The 18,147-nt window shown below is 53.1% G+C and carries 13 protein-coding genes; 11 read left to right on the top strand and 2 right to left on the bottom strand.

What is annotated here, in order from left to right; all coding sequences use genetic code 11:
* Nucleotides 1-321 precede the first annotated feature (321 nt).
* The 5 genes from SH528x_RS10400 to SH528x_RS10380 all read left to right on the top strand — a co-directional run bounded on the left by SH528x_RS10400 (nt 322) and on the right by SH528x_RS10380 (nt 6,659).
* Nucleotides 322-1,395 (top strand): hypothetical protein, encoded by a 1,074-nt coding sequence (locus SH528x_RS10400; RefSeq protein ID WP_442510458.1) that lies wholly within the window; start codon nt 322-324, stop codon nt 1,393-1,395.
* An 8-nt stretch (nt 1,396-1,403) separates the two neighbouring features.
* Entirely contained in the window at nt 1,404-2,267 is an 864-nt protein-coding gene (locus SH528x_RS10395) for a hypothetical protein (protein WP_442510457.1), read from the top strand.
* Nucleotides 2,268-2,627: 360 nt separating this feature from the next.
* Entirely contained in the window at nt 2,628-3,374 is a 747-nt protein-coding gene (locus SH528x_RS10390) for a hypothetical protein (protein WP_442510456.1), read from the top strand.
* A gap of 402 nt (nt 3,375-3,776) precedes the next feature.
* The gene (locus SH528x_RS10385; protein ID WP_442510455.1) at nt 3,777-4,904 is read left to right on the top strand and encodes a hypothetical protein; all 1,128 of its coding nucleotides are present in this window, start codon (nt 3,777-3,779) and stop codon (nt 4,902-4,904) included.
* A 279-nt stretch (nt 4,905-5,183) separates the two neighbouring features.
* The gene (locus SH528x_RS10380) at nt 5,184-6,659 is read left to right on the top strand and encodes a transposase (RefSeq protein WP_442505179.1); all 1,476 of its coding nucleotides are present in this window, start codon (nt 5,184-5,186) and stop codon (nt 6,657-6,659) included.
* A gap of 176 nt (nt 6,660-6,835) precedes the next feature.
* On the opposite strand, the gene SH528x_RS10375 is transcribed toward SH528x_RS10380, so the two are convergent.
* Nucleotides 6,836-6,958: a hypothetical protein gene (locus SH528x_RS10375; RefSeq protein ID WP_442510454.1), complete on the bottom strand. Its 123-nt coding sequence runs from the start codon at nt 6,956-6,958 to the stop codon at nt 6,836-6,838.
* Between the two features lie 631 nt (nt 6,959-7,589).
* Between SH528x_RS10375 and SH528x_RS10370 the strand changes: the two genes are divergently transcribed.
* Nucleotides 7,590-11,504 carry a HEAT repeat domain-containing protein gene (locus SH528x_RS10370; protein WP_442510453.1) on the top strand — a complete coding sequence of 1,305 codons (3,915 nt, stop codon included), beginning with the start codon at nt 7,590-7,592 and terminating at the stop codon, nt 11,502-11,504.
* A gap of 37 nt (nt 11,505-11,541) precedes the next feature.
* Here SH528x_RS10370 and SH528x_RS10365 read toward each other — a convergent pair whose 3' ends face one another.
* The gene (locus SH528x_RS10365) at nt 11,542-11,667 is read right to left on the bottom strand and encodes a hypothetical protein (protein ID WP_442512108.1); all 126 of its coding nucleotides are present in this window, start codon (nt 11,665-11,667) and stop codon (nt 11,542-11,544) included.
* A 159-nt stretch (nt 11,668-11,826) separates the two neighbouring features.
* Between SH528x_RS10365 and SH528x_RS10360 the strand changes: the two genes are divergently transcribed.
* From SH528x_RS10360 to SH528x_RS10340, 5 genes are all read left to right on the top strand, one after another.
* Nucleotides 11,827-12,633, top strand: a complete 807-nt coding sequence (locus tag SH528x_RS10360; protein ID WP_442510451.1) for a YdeI/OmpD-associated family protein — start codon at nt 11,827-11,829, stop codon at nt 12,631-12,633.
* A gap of 573 nt (nt 12,634-13,206) precedes the next feature.
* The gene (locus SH528x_RS10355; RefSeq protein WP_442510450.1) at nt 13,207-13,725 is read left to right on the top strand and encodes a sigma-70 family RNA polymerase sigma factor; all 519 of its coding nucleotides are present in this window, start codon (nt 13,207-13,209) and stop codon (nt 13,723-13,725) included.
* Complete coding sequence (locus SH528x_RS10350) at nt 13,725-14,717, top strand: anti-sigma factor family protein (protein ID WP_442510449.1); 993 nt, start codon at nt 13,725-13,727, stop codon at nt 14,715-14,717. Before SH528x_RS10355 ends, SH528x_RS10350 begins: the two co-directional genes overlap by 1 nt.
* A gap of 6 nt (nt 14,718-14,723) precedes the next feature.
* Nucleotides 14,724-15,449, top strand: coding sequence for a hypothetical protein (locus tag SH528x_RS10345; protein WP_442510448.1), 726 nt, complete (start codon nt 14,724-14,726; stop codon nt 15,447-15,449).
* A 505-nt stretch (nt 15,450-15,954) separates the two neighbouring features.
* Nucleotides 15,955-17,790 (top strand): YHYH protein, encoded by a 1,836-nt coding sequence (locus SH528x_RS10340; RefSeq protein WP_442510447.1) that lies wholly within the window; start codon nt 15,955-15,957, stop codon nt 17,788-17,790.
* Nucleotides 17,791-18,147: the final 357 nt, after the last annotated feature.

Genomic DNA, 18,147 nt, shown 5'->3' with positions numbered 1-18,147 from the left:
ACATTCGCCAAGAGTCGAGCCCATCGACCGTTACTGCATCACCCTGCATTACTGCGGAGTGAATCCGACGATTTCGGTAAACGTGCCATCCTGTGAATTTACTCCAAGCTACTCCGGAAATTCCTGAATGTCTTTTCTCCCAAGTCCAATCACGTCGACCGTGCAGCTTGTAGGTTCGGAGCTACATGCTGCGTGCCCTACGGCTACTTTTCAACCTGGCTAGTTTTCAAAAAAAGCGACGTTTTCCCACGCGGGAAAACTTGTCATTTCGGGAAAACAATCTAAGTTTGCGTATTAAAGACAGTTTTCCCAGGCGAGAAAATGGACGAGAACACGAAAATCGATGAGCAGTTTATGCTCGACAGGCTACGTCCAGGTGAGCTATTGCTGACGCCGCTCGTCATTCGAGACGCGGTTCCTCAATATGATCGAGCTATCGATGCATTGATTGAAGTTTCGTTTGCCGCAGACAATGCCACCGAGAGATTCTCTGTGGAGTGTAAAACGCGATCTACGCCAGAGGTTTTCCGGAAAGCCATTCAGCAAGCGTCGGACAATGCGCGTCGCTTGGAATGTCATCCGCTGATCTTTCTTCCGTACCTGTCGCCGGATCGATTGACCGAACTCGAGGACTTGGCTGTCAGCGGAATCGACTTGTGTGGTAATGGCATTGTCTATGTCCCGAACCACATGTGTGTAGTGCGTACAGGCCATCCAAATCTCTATCCCGACTCACGACCGGTCGCCAATCCTTTTCGTGGTCGCTCGGCGTTTGTTGCTCGGACGCTGATGTGCAAACCTCAATGGGACACTCTGAGCGATTTGACCGAAGCGATCGAGAAGCAAGCTCAACTGAAAGGCCTATCGTTATCACAGGTCTCCAAAGCGATCACTGCATTCGTTGAAGAAATGCTCGTGATTAAGGAAGGGAACAAGATCAAGCTCACCGATCCAATTCGGATGCTAGATCACCTGGGCAAGAATTGGCGTCGGAGACCGCCCCGTCGACATCGCAGCTATCGAAGCCTCGAAGGAACGCCAAAGCTAAGCGAACTGTCGAGTTCTGGGAATTTGGCGTGGTCACTTACCGGCGAGTCCTCAGCGACACGCTATTGCACGATCGCTCAAAGTGGACCGTTGAAAGTGGCAGTGAGCGATTTGAAGCTTGCGGAATCACTGCTGTCGTTGACCCCTGAGAGCGTTCCCAGTTTCGCGGACATCGTACTGAATGAGACAAAAGACGACGAATACTTTTTTGCCAACGAGCGAGACAAGGAGGGTATTCGCTATGCCAGTCGAATTCAAACCTGGCTCGAACTCAATGACGGCGATGCTCGCCAACGTGAGACCGCCAAGGACTTGTATCAAGCAATCATCAACGAATCACAGGCGTAGCGAGCAGTATGGACGATCTTTTATGGCCACACTTTTCACCGCTTTGGCACGACCTTGGTGCCGTTTCTTCAACGGACATACTTGTCGCCGGCGGGTACGGACTATTCCTCAAGCAGCGTTGGCTCTCTGAAGAATCTCCGTCGCGCACGCTCGTGCCGATACGAAACTGGCGGAATGCGAATCCGCGAGTGACGAAAGACGTCGACTTGGTGCTCGGGCTTGATCTAATCAAAGATGTCGCTCATCAAAAGTCAATCATCACTGCATTGAATAAGAACGGCTTCGAAGCAAGTGATCGTGCACATGAACAACGATGGAAGTTCATCAAGCGTCTGCAAGGCAACCAGTTGATTATTGTAGAAATGCATGCTCAGCGACCAGATTTGGGCGATTCTGGAATTACCGCCACGAACAAACGAGTCAAACACAAACCATCGCTGGGTGATCAAGGTGTTCACGGCCGAACCAATCCAGAAGCGGTTGGTTCAGAACTGCATCCGTTCCAATTTACAATGGATGGTATCTACCTGAATGTCCCCAACCCGGTCACTTGGAGCGTGATGAAGCTGACTGCGACCAGTGATCGTTGGGCAATATCTCAAGTTACACAGATCGATGAAGAGCTACGAGAATTTAGTCGAGCGCAGGCCGCAAAACACGCTCAGGATGTTTACCGAGTCGTTGCCATGATGACGATGGACGAACGTGATCGTGCAAGTGAAGTTGTCGCCTCGATCGTCGAAACCGATTCCTTTCGTATCGCCGCACAATGCTGGCAGAATCACTTTGCCAACAACCCGATTCCCGTCGTCAGCAACTTGGGGCTAACTGGCAGGCGGACGATGCGGGTACGATTCGCGAGGTGCTGTTAGGATGGTTCGGTTAGTGACCCAAACGGACTTGGTGAACGGTTCTCTTCTTGCAGTACCGGTCATCTTGATTGGGCCGCGCGCCAACCAGCCGCTCTTGCCGTTGCGTTTCTGTCCACCTTAACCTGCTCGGCCATGCGTCCCACGGATTGCACTTAGCTTGCCAGCTTGTGCGGTTTGATTCCAGTCATCCAATGCGGGCCAAAGTCTGGCAGACACGCTTACGTAGGCAGATTCTCAATCACCCAGTCATCAAGCAATTGCAGAACGATGCTAACTCATCCTTTGTTGCTTTCGCCTTGTGTTACCATGATCCCTTCTCGGCTCCTGCCGATCAACATTTACTGACTGGCTGGTTATCGTTTGAAAACTTCAACACAGAACCGACTTCTGCGACTTATATCGAGTCTTTTGTTCGTCACCGGAATCGTAACATTGATCGTGTTGACGCGGTCCAGTCGCGTACTGCGGGACGACGTGTTGCAGCTAGAAGCCGAGTTGGGACGAATGTCGATCGACGACGCCGACAAGATTCACATCGTTGCCATCGAAGATCCGAAAACTCCTCCGGAAGTTGCTCCGTACATTGACCAACTTTGGCAATTTCGCTGTTATCTGCCGCCTGGATATGACTTCCAGAGAATGCGCGGCGGGGGGCGTTTGTCAGATCGAGGTCTGTACTTCCAAGGCGGTTTCAGTTCCGGCCACTCTTCACCTCGCTCCGACCCCTATCACGAGTTGCTGACGATTAGTTTGCATCGGAAAGCCGAAAAGGTTGTGTGCTTTGTCTCGCTTGGCGGATCGATCAGTGCAGCGACTTGGGACGTGCAGGCTGACCTCAGCAGTGGTGATTTGGTGGTCGAAACATTGGCAACGCCCGGTGGACCTGCCCAATCTTTTGATCAAGACACGATTCTACCGATATTGAGAGTGTACGATCCGAACACTGCAGAAGAGAAAAATGTCTACGGTCAATCCGTCACGACCTATAAGGGTGGCATCTTTGTAATATGTCCCAAGAAGCTTGACGCCGAGTTTGATCAGCTTCGTCAAGGCAATAAACCCGAAGGTTTTGAAGACTCCTGGATCGCGGAGGGACAGCGGCAATGAACTCCGTATCGACGAACGCTCGCAAAGGGCGATTCAGGTTCTCACTTGGACACATGCTCATGCTGACGGCTATCATTGCCGTTGGGATTGCTTCGATACTGGCTTTCCGAGAAAACGCCAGTTTGACTCAACAACGAACGCATTTACTTGCTCTCTCCAGTCATTTAGACGTTGCGGACCCCGATCGACTTCAGTCAGTTGCGTATCCTCGCGTGGCGCATTATGTGGAAACATGGGAAGTCCATGTTCCCCGCGGCAAGTCGTTTGAGATTCGATTTGGTGTGGCAACCGTGTCTCAGGCTGGATTACCAGAAAGCTTTGAGAAAATACCGATAGCGCCCCGGTAAACATCGAATTACTTTACGCGCTGCCGACCACGCCGATGAGAAGTATCGCTTCACTGTGTTCGTTGATGGTCAGTCCGTTGTTGACAAAGTGATGGGGCATGAATGGTTGCCCGACGGGTGGCGTCAGTCCAACGGGCTAAGCCCACCGGCCGAAATCAGTCGGCAGGCGGCGTCACTGCTACAGCTGACAGGCAAATCTTACACGCCGCGAACGAACTATGGGTCAGGAACCTATTTTAACGGTCAAAGCGATAACTGGGTCAGCCACCCCGGCTATCGACTTTGGATTGACCAAGCAGACCAAACTTACCAGCCGGCATCACCCTTCATCGACCTCACAACCGACCCTGGCGACAAAGGAATCGGACTCCGCGACGGGCTTCGGTACCGCGCCGCACGAAGCAAACAGTATGAATGGAAGATCTATCTTCCGGCCTCCGAAACGAACAGCCCAGTGCTGACGATCGTTCCCGAATTTCTCGTTGGCGATCAAATGGTGCTGTCGGATCAGACGAAGAAGTTCGCTTGGTGGCATCTGCGAGACGAGTCGCAAGGGCAGGACGCCATTTCATGGCAAACAGATCCGATCAAAACGGCCTACAACGCTTTGCTACACGCCGACGTCGAATCCGCAGACGCGACCCAGCCCGTCGTCGAACTTCGTTGGGATGCGAGTCGCCCCGATGACATCGGAATTCGACTTCCAGCGACTCGCGAGAACGAAAGTTTGACCAAGTGGCGACTGCGAATCATCGGCGGGGCGAGCCACCTTTGGCGACTTCTGGATGTCGGTGAACGACAACTCGATGTGCGAACCGATTTTGACAACAAAGCTCTACAGTCGTTTTCAGATCCGCTGCCCATCAAGCTCGATCCGCAATCTGACAAACCGTATCGCATCGCATGGCGAACCGACGTTACCAAGCCGCTACAAATGCTAGAGCGAGGCAATAGGAACAACCCAAACGCTTACCGCGGCATGAGTTTGTTTCGGGGAATGCCGCTGGCGTTTGAGGCCGAAATTGCCGCCCCCTTGCAGCCCCTTGTTAAAATCGTTCGTGCTCAGAATCGCCCCGACAAACCAAGCATTTTGATGCCCGGCGGCCCCGTCATCGAGGAGGTTCAAATCGAACTCGATGCCACCACCGAAGATACGATTTGGCTCCGAGCAGTACCCCGGTAACGCATTCGGCTTGGTTCTGTCCTACGCATCGTTCCACTGGCGAGCCGATCAACGAAAACCGGCTTCACCCTAAGCAGCTAGGCAGGAGTCTTTCAGTATATTAGCCGCTTTGGCGCTAGCCACGGTTCCGACATTCAACCGGGGCTAGCGCCCAAACGCAACGCTGTGAAGCATTTTGAGCACGTAAAAAGCGGGGTTTTCACCAAGCTCCGAATATGAAAAAAGCCAGATTCCCCCCAAACACTAACTGAAACACTTCAGTCAGAAAGGAATCTGGCCATGAGTCGCAAGAAGCAGACAAAACGTAGTAAGCAAAACCAACGTCGCAAACCTAACCGCCAATCTCGTCGCAAGAACAAGACGATCTTCAACGAGGTGTGTCGTTGGATTGTTCCCAAAGGTGAATTGTTTACCAAAGATACATTTCATGGCAATATCAAATGGATGCCCGAAGAATTGGCGATCCAGGCACTCATCTGGTCTTGGCAAAATGAGATAAACGTCACCGATGCCTTCGATCAGACGATGGAAATCTGTGAAGAGCTGGGGCTTCACTGCACCGCCAAAACCTACACGGCCTTCATGAACGCATTGGATCGCTACGAATCGCTGTTCACGACGCGGCTTCGCCAGAGACATCAGTCATTGGCCCAGGAAGTGGGCGGACGTTTTTGGAGGTCCGCTGACTGGGTACTGATCGGCTTCGATGGGTCACGCGTGACGGTCCCGCGAACGGCCGCCAATGAGAAAGCTTTTTGTGCACCCAACTATGGCCGCGGCGTGCGTGCCAAATACGGAAAGAAGAAGTCCAAGGGGATGCGACGGAAGCGGAACCAGAAGAACAAACCTCAGCCACAAGAACCTCAAATCTGGGTCACGATGATGTGGCACATGAGCCTTCGTCTACCGTGGACTTGGCGTTTGGGGCCATCGAACTCAAGCGAACGAGGCCACGTCGTGGAGATGCTTAAGGAAGAGACTTTCCCGGAAAAGACACTGTTTTGTGGTGACGCGGGCTTCGTAGGTTATCCTCTGTGGAGTGCGATCCTGGCTGCCGGTGGTGACTTCCTTGTTCGTGTCGGAGCGAACGTGAAGTTGCTCAGCGAGCAGGCTGATATCAAGCAACTCGGTGGAGGTCGAGTCTTGTGTTGGCCCAAGGGGAGGATGGAATCTGGCGCCCCGCCGCTGAAGCTGCGTCTGGTGAAAGTGAAAGTTGGCAAGACGAAGATGTGGATGCTTACGAGCGTATTGAGCGCTCGTAAGCTGAGGCACAAGCAGCTCATTGGTTACTACAAAATGCGTTGGGGAATCGAAGTCGAATTCCGCGGCTTAAAACAAACCATTGACAAGCACAAACTACGTTGCCGCAACAGCGATCGGGCATTGGCGGAACTGGACTGGTCGATTCGCGCGATGGCGATTGCCGAACTGCTGGCGCTGCGAGAACAGATTCCCGAACAGCAAGACGTTCCCGAGCAAGTCGACTATGATCCGAAAAAACGAAGTTTGGCCAACACGATGCGTTGCTTGCGACGCTGCATGCGTCGCCTCGACAAATATTGCAGTGCGAGTGACAACATGCTGCACAGCCTGTCGCAAGCCCTCGTCCAGACCTATCAAGCGGGCACGGACAAGAAGGCGCGTTACCGTCCAAAGAACCCACACAAGAAACCGTTGGGCGATCCTGAAATAAGAAAACTGAACATGGAAGAACGTAAAAAACTCGCCGAATTCCATCAAAACCAAGCAGCCTAAAATGCTTCACAGCGTTGGCCCAAGCGGCTAACGGGATTTCACGCAATGATTCTTGCCTACCTGCTTACCGAGCTCTCTCCTACATAACCTTGAAGCCGATTGCCGTTTTGTATCGGCTCGCAATTCCAATTTCACATGGCAGCTCACCCAGACGAGTCGTTCGAGTTGGTGGACATTCAAACTGTGACGGTTCGCTGTTGCGTGATATCGCAATCCACGATCTCGTGAGGAAGCTGTGTTGTCATTTCATGCACGGCGAGTGCGGAGATCAAGTCGATCACTCTCTGCGGCACTTTCATCGCAACCAGGCCGGGTTAGCTGAGACAATATTTGCGTGCTCACTTTCTGTCGTTCTCGAATCGACTTGATCGTTCCTATGCAATTCAATATCAGTCATTCCACAGAATGATCTGAGCCGGCGGTGCTAGCCGTGGGCATGTTTCCTGCAATATTGAAGTTCCCCGCAGCTAGCGGGCTGTTGATTTCGTGAGCCGCTCGCGCGTGAGCGGCCGGGTTCCACGCATTTACCCGGTGTCTTACGGCCCACGCCTCACAGTTGTGATTTGCATTTCGATTAAATAAGCAGCCCGCCAGCGCCGTCGGCTGATAAAAGGATCGACGCTTCACCGGTATATACCGAACGACCTGCTCAGGCCCCACGGAACACTTGTGCTGTACAGCTCGAGTAAATGGCAGCCATCTGGGCCTAACATGAAATCTGGTCGGCCAGACATTTCGCATGGCGACACACCGTCTACATCATCTGGCAACCAGCGCGTTATCGCTAAAATATCACCAAGCAGAGTCGCGATAGATCGATGAATACAATAAAATTGCGGTTGTTTTTTCACGAGTTTGTTTTTTCATGAGTTCGTTCTTTCGCGTTATTTCCTAGACGCGATTCCATGAAAACAGGGGTTATAAGTGTTTATGCTTCGCAAATCAGCACACACATATATTGTGATTCTGGTTGTCGCCGCCTGTTTGTTGCTTGCCCCTGACGACGATCCTGTTTTCGCGCAGGATGCCGCGGCCGTTACCGCAGCACTTGAGTTCACCGAATTACCAGTCCACCATCTCACTAATTTCATGGAGATGTCAGCGGACGGCACATTTCTTGTGCTCGCACATCAGGCCGATAACAAGGTTTCGATCTATGATGTGCTACAACATCAAGTGGTTGCCACCATTGATACGCCATCACCTCGCGTGGCATTGTGGCGAAATGATCATGTGATTGTGGGCAGCCGAACCGATGGTAGTGTGAAAGTCTATTCCAAAGCGAACGATTGGAAACTGAAGACAGATGCGGTTGTGCCCAAACACGGACTGGTGCACATCTCAGCCGCCTATGAGCAAAGATTCAAAGGCAACCTGCTTGTCACCACGCACGGTGATGGAATGAATGGCCATCGCAGCGAAAGTATGGTCTTCGCAGTCAATGCTGCGGGTCTTTTCAGACCGGTGGCACAGAAATCTTTGGCGACGATCAGCTTTGATGGTTCGATGGTGTTTGAACAGGAACCGTTTCCGCAAAGTCCATCGGGGTCGATCACGGGGTTTCGGATGCGAGATTATCTCACCATGGGAAGCAAGGCCCCCAAGATGATCACGGGTGGTGAGTCGCAAACTTCCTACGCATATCAAGTCGCTCGTGGCGGCTATTTGATCGGAAGGGACACCATCTATAGCGGTGTCCCGTTGACAAAGGCCTCCAAGGATTTGGGCGATTTGATCATTGCCGATCGTTCACAACCGATTGTCTACGGTTTATCACGCGAACAGTTGACGGCCCATCAATTGAATCCAACCTTGAGTGATCTCGGTCGCAAAGTGGTTCGATATCCAGAGCGATATCGGACGAACGTCACAAGCAGCGATCGCGTTGATCTGTTCTTCATGGCCACACATCAGCGCAAATATATCTTGGACCACCCGGAAGCTTACACGCATGGTGATCGCACCTATTTGTTTGTTCGACCTAAAGACGGTGGTCACGTTCTAACATTAGAGTTCGACACGTTTGGCGAAGCCGACAGGGCTGCCATGGCAGCAGCGGAGAAAAAGAAAGCAGCCGACGCGCCGATCGATAACGGCCCACGTGATTGGACGAGTCGCGATCAGAAATTTAGTGTCAATGCGATCGCCGTTTCACATGATGCTCGATCGGTAACGCTCAAGCGAACAGACAATGGCAAGGTCGTCGTGATCCCGCTGGCTGCGCTCAGTCAAGCCGACCGTGACTTCGTTAAAGAATTGAATAGCAAAACAGTCGAGGCGCCAGCGAAGCCCGCTGAGCAACCTGGGGTCGAACGGGTTTGGACAACCCTGGATGGTCGCTCCAGAGTAAAAGCGAGGTTGATCCAGGTGATCAATGGGAGGATCGTCGAACTGGAGCGAATTGACAATGGCAAGTCCACACTCGTCTTGCTGTCCCTGCTCTCGAAAAGAGACCAGGAGTTTATTGCCGAACAAGCGAACGCGAAAACGCCGGGCGATGCACCCATGGTCGCTTCCACCACACCTCCGGCCGCCGAACCATCAACGATCGCCCCATCGTCGACTTTAGACGGCGCCATCAGACCATTCTCAGGGACTGATACCCCCGACGTGGACGTTCCAGACGAGGTTGCCAAACTTGCGAGCGGCGAGACGACCAATGAAGCAGAGTTAGTCAAATATTGCCTGACATTTCCCAATGCGGAAGTGCGTTCCGAGTTGATCGATCGTATCGGGATGGACGATCAGTCGACGGTTGATGAGATGAAGTTGGTTTCGATTCTTCGTGCCGGCATGCTGGACCCTTCCGTACAAGTGCGTGTCTCTGCGACCTATGCGTTAGAAAATTTAGTTGACGTCGACGACGAGCGTCGGGCGGAGGCATTGCCGGAGCTGTTGCAAAACCTCGGCAGCAACGATGCCGACTTGTCAGAAGCGAGCATCGATGTGATCCACAACCTTGGCAGAGCTGCGGCCCCCGCAGTCTCGCGACTGATCGAGGCGTTGGAGCAGGCCGACTTCCCCGCCCACGACATGGTTTGCTTAACACTTGCGAACATTGGTGATCCTGCCCGAGAAGCGATACCAGCGCTCAAGAGATTCGCCTTCCTCGATCAAAGCGATGAGGACGTCGTCGCAGCGTTCAAGATGCTCGGCAAATTAGGTGCCGAAGACGCAATTGCCGAAGGACTGGCGACGAAAGCCTATTTGACACTGCACGGTGCCGCGATAGGTGCAGGTTGGTTGCCGAAGCACAGCCCCAACACGGTTGTGTTACTCAAGCAGGCCAGTCAGTCGGAATTCGCATCCGTGCGTTCAGCGGCGGTCGGCGCACTGGGAACCATTACCCCTTCGACAGAAGCCATTTCAAAACTGCTCGTTGAATCGCTCAAGGATGAAGAGGAAATTGTCCGCCACGCAGCAGCCGATGCATTGGCCCAGGTTCGCCCTAAGTTTCCGTTTGCCAGAGATGCGTTGTTGGCGGGCACCAAGTCGGACGACGAAACGCTCTCGTTCAAATGCGAAGACGCGTTAGATCATTACGACTCTGTTGATGTGGAGGAAGTTCCGTTCGACGCAATCGTCGAAAAGACGTTGGCTGAAGGTGAATTCAATACAGCCACGGGCGCGTTTATCAATCAGACGGACTCCTTGCTCAATGTATTGCAAGACACCAATGCCGATACGATGCGTCGGGCGATCGCCTTCATGGCGCTAAATCGTTTGATGCTGAACCGCGAATTGGATCCCGATCAAAAAATGATCGTTATTGACAACGCTTTGTCGTGGACCGGCAAGGCGAATCCCATTGACCTACGACTCGCCTTGGTCACGGAATATCCCAATGAAAGTCCACCGTTCAAACCGGAAGACGATGAACACGGTTTGTATGTGGCGGGGATCAATGGCGGTGGATTGAGATCCATGCGCGAACACTGCTTGCGAAAGTGCGGAGAATTGGAACTGATCGCAGCGGTGCCTGAGATTGTCAAGCTGTTGGAATCGGACGACGCCAAAGACAGCGTCGTCACTCTGCATGCAATGGCGGCGATCGCAAAGATGCAAGACGCCGCAGCGCCGGCGTATGCGGTGCTGACTCGCGATATGCAGAAATTCTCAAGCGATTTGCAACCCTACATCGCCAAAGAGCTGAAATCGCCGGGTTCAACAAAGCCGCCTAGCAATCCCGGCCCGGAGATGAACGCCGGCCCTGAAATCGTAACTGGCCCCGAAATTGAATCTGGCCCACAGCGTTTCGATGGACCGATTCGCGTGGTGGAAGGTGATGAGATGAAGCAACCACCAGCCGGACCGTCAGTAGACGTTCGCAACCTACCGGCAGACCCCGAACAAGTTCCATCGAACGATGTCAATGTTCGACCAGTGACCAGGGACGTCGTTGCGCTCACGCCGTATTGCCAGATTGGAAACTTTGAAGATTTAGATTGGCGGTTGGCGTACCGCGAACCAACAACGTTCATTGCGGAGAAAGCAGATTACACAGAGTCGATTGTGGTGGTGATCGAGCCTCGCGTTGAAAGCCAAGAAGAAAAAAGGGCGTTGATCAAGAAGACTTTCGAGGACCAGATCGAACAATGGGAGCTTCGTGATTACAAAATTGTCCGCGCCACCCAACTCGATCCAATTCAAACCATCCGTGCGGGAGTACAGTTTGTCTTCTCTGCAAAACATACCGACGATGATCAGCTGCGTGAGAACATCACTCGCATCAAGTTCGACGACCCCAATTACATCTATATCTTCAAAGCGTCCGCGAAGTCCTCTGAGCGAGTCCAATCGCTTATCGGTATTACGGATACCTTTCGGAAAATGACGGCTGATTAGATCCCTGCCGCCGAATGCTGGCGTGCTTTTCACCTGCTCAGCAATCGGCCGGGGGCGATCTCGGGCAAAGGTCTCTCGCGTCTCTGTACGATGCAGACGTTAAGTGGTCGCAAATCTGAGTCAGGCTCCAGTTCTTCGTTTTGATGAAGCGTGCCGTTCGCAATCGTTCGATCTCCGCGATGACTTCATCGCCAGGAGCGGAAATCGAGTTTTCGTTTGCGCGTTTTGACAACGAACTGACCTTGGTGCGTGGGCTCTGGCAAGTTCGATAGATCGCCTAGAATGTTTCCATCCATTTTACGGGCCAGCGATTTGGAACTTCATGAGCGACTATCCCTACAACTTCGACGCGAAAATCGTGAGGTATGGCTTCGGTAAAGTCGTCTTTTCGGTCGTCTATGTCCCGAAACAGACCCTATCGCAGTTGGACTTCAGCAAGTCGAAACGTTTGCGGATCGACGGCGAGATCGAAGGCATCCGCATCGAAGCGGCTTTGATGCCCACCAAGGGCAAGTGGTACCTGATGGTGTCGAAAAAACTGCAAGAGCTATGCGGGGTGACACTGGGTGATCGCGTGCGAGTGTCGTTCGACATTGCCAACCAAGACGCGGTCACTGTTCCGTTGGAGTTGCAATATGCGTTGGAAGCCAACGACGCGGCAATGAACGCATGGAACCATTGGACGGCGGGCAAACGTCGGGGCTTCTGTTATCGTGTCGCTTCGGCAAAAATGCCGGAAACACGAGAGCGACGCGTCGAAGAGACGATTGATCTCTTGTTGGCTGACAAGGACAAAAAAATGACCGATGCGGAGAAACAGAGCCTGATCGAACGACTCGACACGCTTGTCATGGCGGCAGTTCCGAAATCGACGAAGGTTGCAAAGTACGGCGGGACGCTCTACACGCTGAAGCCAAACGAGAAGGAGGGCCAGTTCTGCGGCGTGTTCTCGTACAAGGCTCACGTTCAGTTGTCGTTCGCCAAGGGCAACGTAATCAACGATCCTGACGGCCTACTCGAAGGCGGCGGCAAGTTTCGCCGGCACCTGACGTACAAAAGCCTCGATGACGTCGATGCAAAAGTTGTCAAGCGATTCACGAAGGCAGCCTCGAAGCTTGGGGCTCAGTAGACAGGCAAAAAGATGTCTGGCAAAAAGATGTTGGTGCTCGAGCGCGTGCGGCGGCCCCTTACGGCGGTTGGGATTGTCTTACCTCCCCCATTTCCTTGCCAATCTTCTGCTGGGGACGGTCTCGGCGCGTGATTGATAACAGAAAAATGGGTGACAGGAAAATGAGCCGCACCTCGACCGCGCATCATCTTTTTACCAACCACATTTTTGCCAACACTTTATCAGGAGCAACCAACCGGCCCCCCCGGGGACAGTCACCGCGGACATTCTCGAAATCAACTCGCTTTGTGCCAACAGCACCCATACGCACGCCCCGGCGGCGATGACGTTGATGCTGGCGGCTTGTTGATTTAGTGAGCCGCTCGCGCGTGAGCGGCCGGGTTCCACGCATTACCCGGTGCCTTACGGCTCACTGCTGCGATCGCTTCGGCGGCAACTTGGCTTGCGCCTTCGCGTGGCGTGGTCACGATGGCATAGAACGAAAGAATTTCTCAAAATTCGCAAATAGTGGGTCATAAAATAGGTCGCTCGGATAAGTAAGTACGTGAGGCATTTTTTTCTGTGGAGCATTTTGTGGACGAGACAACCCGACAGGCGACCCGACAATGGACTTTGGCCCAGCCAGCAGTCTCGGCGTTCATTGCCTCGGTGGTCCGTGATTTCCGAGATCGTGACGATGTACTACAGAACGTTGCAGTCGCCGTCGTCGAATCCTTTCATACCTACGATTCCAATTCGCCATTCATCCCCTGGGCGATCGGAATTGCGCGGCGGCAGGTAGGGCTGTATTTGCGACGCCGGGGCCGAGATCCGCTGGTGTTTGATGACGACGCGGTCGCTTGTCTTGCCATCGCATTTCATGAAGAAGCACAAGAACGTTCGCACGCACTCGATTTCCTGCAGGACTGCCTTGGCTCCCTGGACGGTCGCGCGAAAAAGTTGATTGGCCTGCGGTACCGAGACGACATGAAGCCAGCCGCGATTGCCTCCGAAACTGACATGACGCCGAATTCAGTCGCAAAAGCACTGCAGCGACTTCGGGATCAACTCCGAGGGTGCATCGAACGCAAGTCACTGGAGGCGAGTGTTTAATGAGCGTTGATTATCAAAAGCTGATCCACGGATACCTCGACGATTCACTTTCGAGTGAGCAGCAAGCACAGTTGAACCAATGGATCAAGTCAGATCCAAAGCACGCCCGGCAGTTTGCTTCGTACATGATGCTGCATGATCGACTGCGTAGCGAATTGGTCGCTTCCGAAAATGATGCGACATACGTTGTGTTGCCCAATAAGCCGCGATCGAGCGTGTGGGGGCGATGGTCGTCTGGTCTAGCGTCGACCGCTTGTGCTGTATTGCTGGCCGTTGCGCTGTTGTGGCAAACCGCGGATGCTCCTTCGGCTTCGGCCGCGATGGCTGAATTGAATCGAATCATCGAGGCCAACGATTTACCCATGGATCGTACGTTTTTGATTTCCGTTCTCGAAGCAGTGATCCCTCCAAAACATCAAGATCCCAACTCACCAGAGCGTCGCCGTCCCCCCAAACCTTCTCTGGACGGCGCGGTGCTTGACGTTCGCGGTTCGAACCAGTTCGTTCTCACACGCAAGACCGCGCCAGGAGAATTCTTCATTACGGGCAGTAACGCAGCGATAAGCTGGGCCGTACGACCCGATGGGTCAGTTCGTTATAGCGATGACTTGAATAGGTTCGCTCGAGATCTGCCGGGCCATGAAGACGGATTGCCAATCAATAATCTGCACGACGGACTCGAAGCGTTGCGCACCGCTTATGACTTGGAATTGTTACCTCGGGAAGGCTCTGAGCCAGCAGCCACGCGAGACAGTGAAATCTATCGACAGATGGTGGCCGTCAAGAAACCCGGTTTCCGTGGTGCGGCCCGAGTGGAAATCCTTTACGCCGAATCAAGTGGCAAGATTAGCGAGATGCGTTTTGAAGAGATGTCTTACGGCCCTCAGAAAATCACATTGATGATGACCGCTATCGAAGAGCGGAACCTGCCGGGCAACCATTTCGACCATTCCCCCCATCACGGCCCCGAACAGGCTGTGGAATACGAGTAAAGAAAGATGAAACGTTTTCTCTGGACTGCGATCGCTGTCGCAGCATATTTCGCCACAACGCAACTGGCGTTCCAGGTGGGGGCGCAGCCTCCGGCCAATCAACGCCCAACTACCAATCGAATCGGCAAACCCAGTATCAGCGACACCGTGAAAGCGAATGTGTACGCCGACAACTGGTTCACCTTGTACATCAACGGCGAGCATGTCGCAGTCGACTCGATCAAGTTCATGCCGCACAACGTTGTCAGCGTTGATATTCTGCCAGCGTATCCGATGACAATTGCGGTCATGGCGAAAGACAATGCCGATTCGGAAACCGGCATGGAATACGCCAATACGAGTATTGGTGACGCAGGTTTCATCCTGAAGTTTGGCGACGGCACAGTGACCAACGCAAGCTGGAAAGCCAAATCCTTCTCTCACGGCCCGATAAACCATGACACCAAGAATCCCAAGGTAAGAAATCTGCCGATTCCAGAAGGCTGGTACGAGACCGATTTTGATGACAAGTCATGGGGTTTCGCCAAAGAGTATTCGCAACAGCAAGTTGGCCCGAAGGCCCCCTTTTTTGCGCATGACTTTAGTGGGGCGAGCTTCATCTGGACCGATGACATCGAACTCGACAACACGGTGATCTTCCGTCACCGCGTCACCGCAGCTCCCGATGGCAAATCTCGTCCCGACTTCTCAAACCTAAACAACATTGTTCCCAACTCCCCACCGAGAAGGTAAGCAGGTCGATCGGTACATACCGGTGAAACATCGATTCTTTTTGTGAGCCGACGGCACTAGCGGGCTGTTGATTTAATCGCAATGCCAATCACAACTGTGAGCCGTGGGCCGTAAGGCACCGGGTAATGCGTGGAACCCGGCCGCTCACGCGTCACGGCTCACGAAATCAACAGCCCGCTAGCCGCGGGGACCGTCAATATTGCAGGAAACATGCCCGCGGCTAACGCCGTCGGCTCAGATCATTATGTGGAATGACTCCTACTGACCTGCTTATTTGGTCAATTACGGACGCAGTGATGGGTTGCAATGGAAACGGTTTGTATTGGACTATCTTCATCCGGTGAGTCTTGGAGAACACTAATCAACGCTAATTGACACTAATAAAGAAGGAAGAAATTGGATGCGTGTCATCGTGTTCCTGCCCTCGATGCCACTCATGTTTTATTAGTGAAAATTAGTGTTCTTTGATCTTGTTTGTGAACGGTAAACCTAAAAGGCGAAAGCGATGAATTTAAGAAGTATGTATAGGATCACCCCTGGATTTTTCAGCTCGGTGTTTGCGATTGCAATGATGCTGGCGATCCCCAATGTTCTTTTCGCCCACGAAGGTCACCAGCATGGCGATTCAGAAGAAGCTAAGGGATCAAGGACCTGGACCCTCGATGATGAAGGTGCCCACTTGCATGGCACGTTCGTCACCGCGTCCGGTGAGAGCGTTCAAATCCGTCGCGACGATAACCGGCTCGTCACCCTCAAGATTGAAAGCCTGATTGCTTCTGACCGGGCGTGGATCGCAAGCCGGCTTGAAGCAATTGAAATGCTTAACCAGCAGCGTCAGCTACGGTTTGTCATGCAGAATCCGCCGAATACAGAAACCAAGGCGAAGGAGAAAGCCAACCCCATGCCATTGATCAACCAACACTTCCAACCGTTTTCGAACACGTTGAAGCTGCGTTGGGATGATGAGTATTTCTATGTTGGTTCCAACGGAATGCCAGACCATCCGATGATGATCGGAATTCGTTCATGGCAACAACAGGTTCCGATTCCTCAAAAGTACTTTGGTGACAACGCTTGGCGAATTCCATTGAAGCCGGTTCCTGCGAAGCAGCCAATGTCAACGAAGGGCAACTTTATGCGTGGAGCGATCGCACTGGCGGTCAACGGTGTCCCGATCTTCAATCCGCTGAACAATCGTGGCGACGATGCACTGTTGTTCGGTGAACTGGATGAGTACGGTGGCCACTGCGGTCGAGCGGATGATTATCACTACCACATCGCTCCGGTTCATCTTGAAAAGACAACGGGCAAAGACCAGCCGATTGCCTACGCCTTGGACGGCTATCCCATTTTTGGATACCAAGACGAGCAGGCGAGCGATTTTGCACCGCTTGATTCGTTGGGAGGCCATAAGGACGAGGCCGGCAAATATCACTATCACGCGACCAAGACTTACCCTTATCTGAATGGCGGATTCTATGGCGACGTGACGGAGCGTGGTGGCCAGGTCGATCCGCAACCGCGAGCCAATCCGATCCGACCTGATTTACGTCCCTTGCGTGATGCGAAGATCACTGACTTTACGCAGCCGAAGCCGGGAAGTTATCACCTCGTTTACGAAGTCCGCGGCCAGCAAGGGTCTGTTTCCTACACGCTTGCGGATGACGGTTCGGCCAAATTTACTTTCGTCGATACGAACGGTCGCAAGACGTCGAATACATACTCGCCGGGTGATTCCAAACGCAATGGAACGCCACCCCCGCGTGACGATCGCCCGCGCCGTGGTGGTCCGCCGCAACCACCGCCACGCGATGGCAACAATAATCGTCCACCGCGCGGCGGCCTCGGCAGAGTCGATCCGCCGGTAGACCTGTCATCCATGTCACGAACGAGTGTTTCCGATTTCAACGTGACCAGCACTTCGGTTGACGAGAAACATTTTCTCTCGGTCGACTGCACTTGTGACGGTGCCGCGCAATCACCGGCGATCACCTGGACCGGTGCTCCCGCAGAAACGAAGTTCTTCGCGGTTAGCATTTGGCACACGGCACCCGACCAGGAGAAATCCTACTGGGTTGTGTACAACATTCCGGCTAACGTCATGTCGCTGAAGCAAAACTCCCAGGGCGTCGGCAGCGTTGGAGTAAACGACAGGGGCAGCTCTACCTACGATCCGATGTGCTCCAAAGGTCCTGGCTTGAAGAAGTATCACATCACCGTTTTTGCGCTCTCATCAAAACTCGAGGTCTCACCGCGAGAGGCAACAAGAGCCAACCTGCGAAAGGCGATGAAGAACATCCTGCTTGGCGAATCAACGTTGGATGTTCTCTACGAACGTTAGCGAGCCGTGCGTATGACGAACTCGCGAAGACTAACTCGTTACACTCGTCCATCATCGGTAGCCTGGGCCGCCTAATCTTTGGTGTTGACAGCATGTTTGGTTTGCGCGGGTCTGATTCCTTAGTCGCGATAGCGACGTCAGGCTGTAGCCTGGGACGCAAGTCCCAGGAATATGGAGCGAATGCGTCCTAAGTCACGAAGTGACGACAGGAGTTTTGCGGCATCGCACGGAAGTCGCGCAACGAACTCATGCCGTCGCTTTGCGACTTTCGATCCCCAAATACCCTTCACCCCGGACTCGCGTCCGGGGCTAAAACCTGCCACCGCTTTGCGGTTCAGCAAGAAAACCTGCGTCATC

This window comes from Novipirellula methanifontis (assembly GCF_052161655.1).
Lineage (GTDB): Bacteria > Planctomycetota > Planctomycetia > Pirellulales > Pirellulaceae > Novipirellula.
Note: the sequence above shows the minus strand (reverse complement) of the source record. Positions and strands in the feature narration are given on the sequence as shown.

What these genes read in the sequence shown, in the direction of transcription:
- SH528x_RS10400 (WP_442510458.1), top strand. Translation starts at nt 322, where the DNA reads ATGGACGAGAACACGAAAATCGATGAGCAGTTTATGCTCGACAGGCTA.
- SH528x_RS10395 (WP_442510457.1), top strand. Translation starts at nt 1,404, where the DNA reads ATGGACGATCTTTTATGGCCACACTTTTCACCGCTTTGGCACGACCTT.
- SH528x_RS10380 (WP_442505179.1), top strand. Translation starts at nt 5,184, where the DNA reads ATGAGTCGCAAGAAGCAGACAAAACGTAGTAAGCAAAACCAACGTCGC.
- SH528x_RS10375 (WP_442510454.1), bottom strand. Translation starts at nt 6,958, where the DNA reads ATGAAAGTGCCGCAGAGAGTGATCGACTTGATCTCCGCACTCGCCGTG.
- SH528x_RS10370 (WP_442510453.1), top strand. Translation starts at nt 7,590, where the DNA reads ATGCTTCGCAAATCAGCACACACATATATTGTGATTCTGGTTGTCGCC.
- SH528x_RS10360 (WP_442510451.1), top strand. Translation starts at nt 11,827, where the DNA reads ATGAGCGACTATCCCTACAACTTCGACGCGAAAATCGTGAGGTATGGC.
- SH528x_RS10350 (WP_442510449.1), top strand. Translation starts at nt 13,725, where the DNA reads ATGAGCGTTGATTATCAAAAGCTGATCCACGGATACCTCGACGATTCA.
- SH528x_RS10345 (WP_442510448.1), top strand. Translation starts at nt 14,724, where the DNA reads ATGAAACGTTTTCTCTGGACTGCGATCGCTGTCGCAGCATATTTCGCC.
- SH528x_RS10340 (WP_442510447.1), top strand. Translation starts at nt 15,955, where the DNA reads ATGAATTTAAGAAGTATGTATAGGATCACCCCTGGATTTTTCAGCTCG.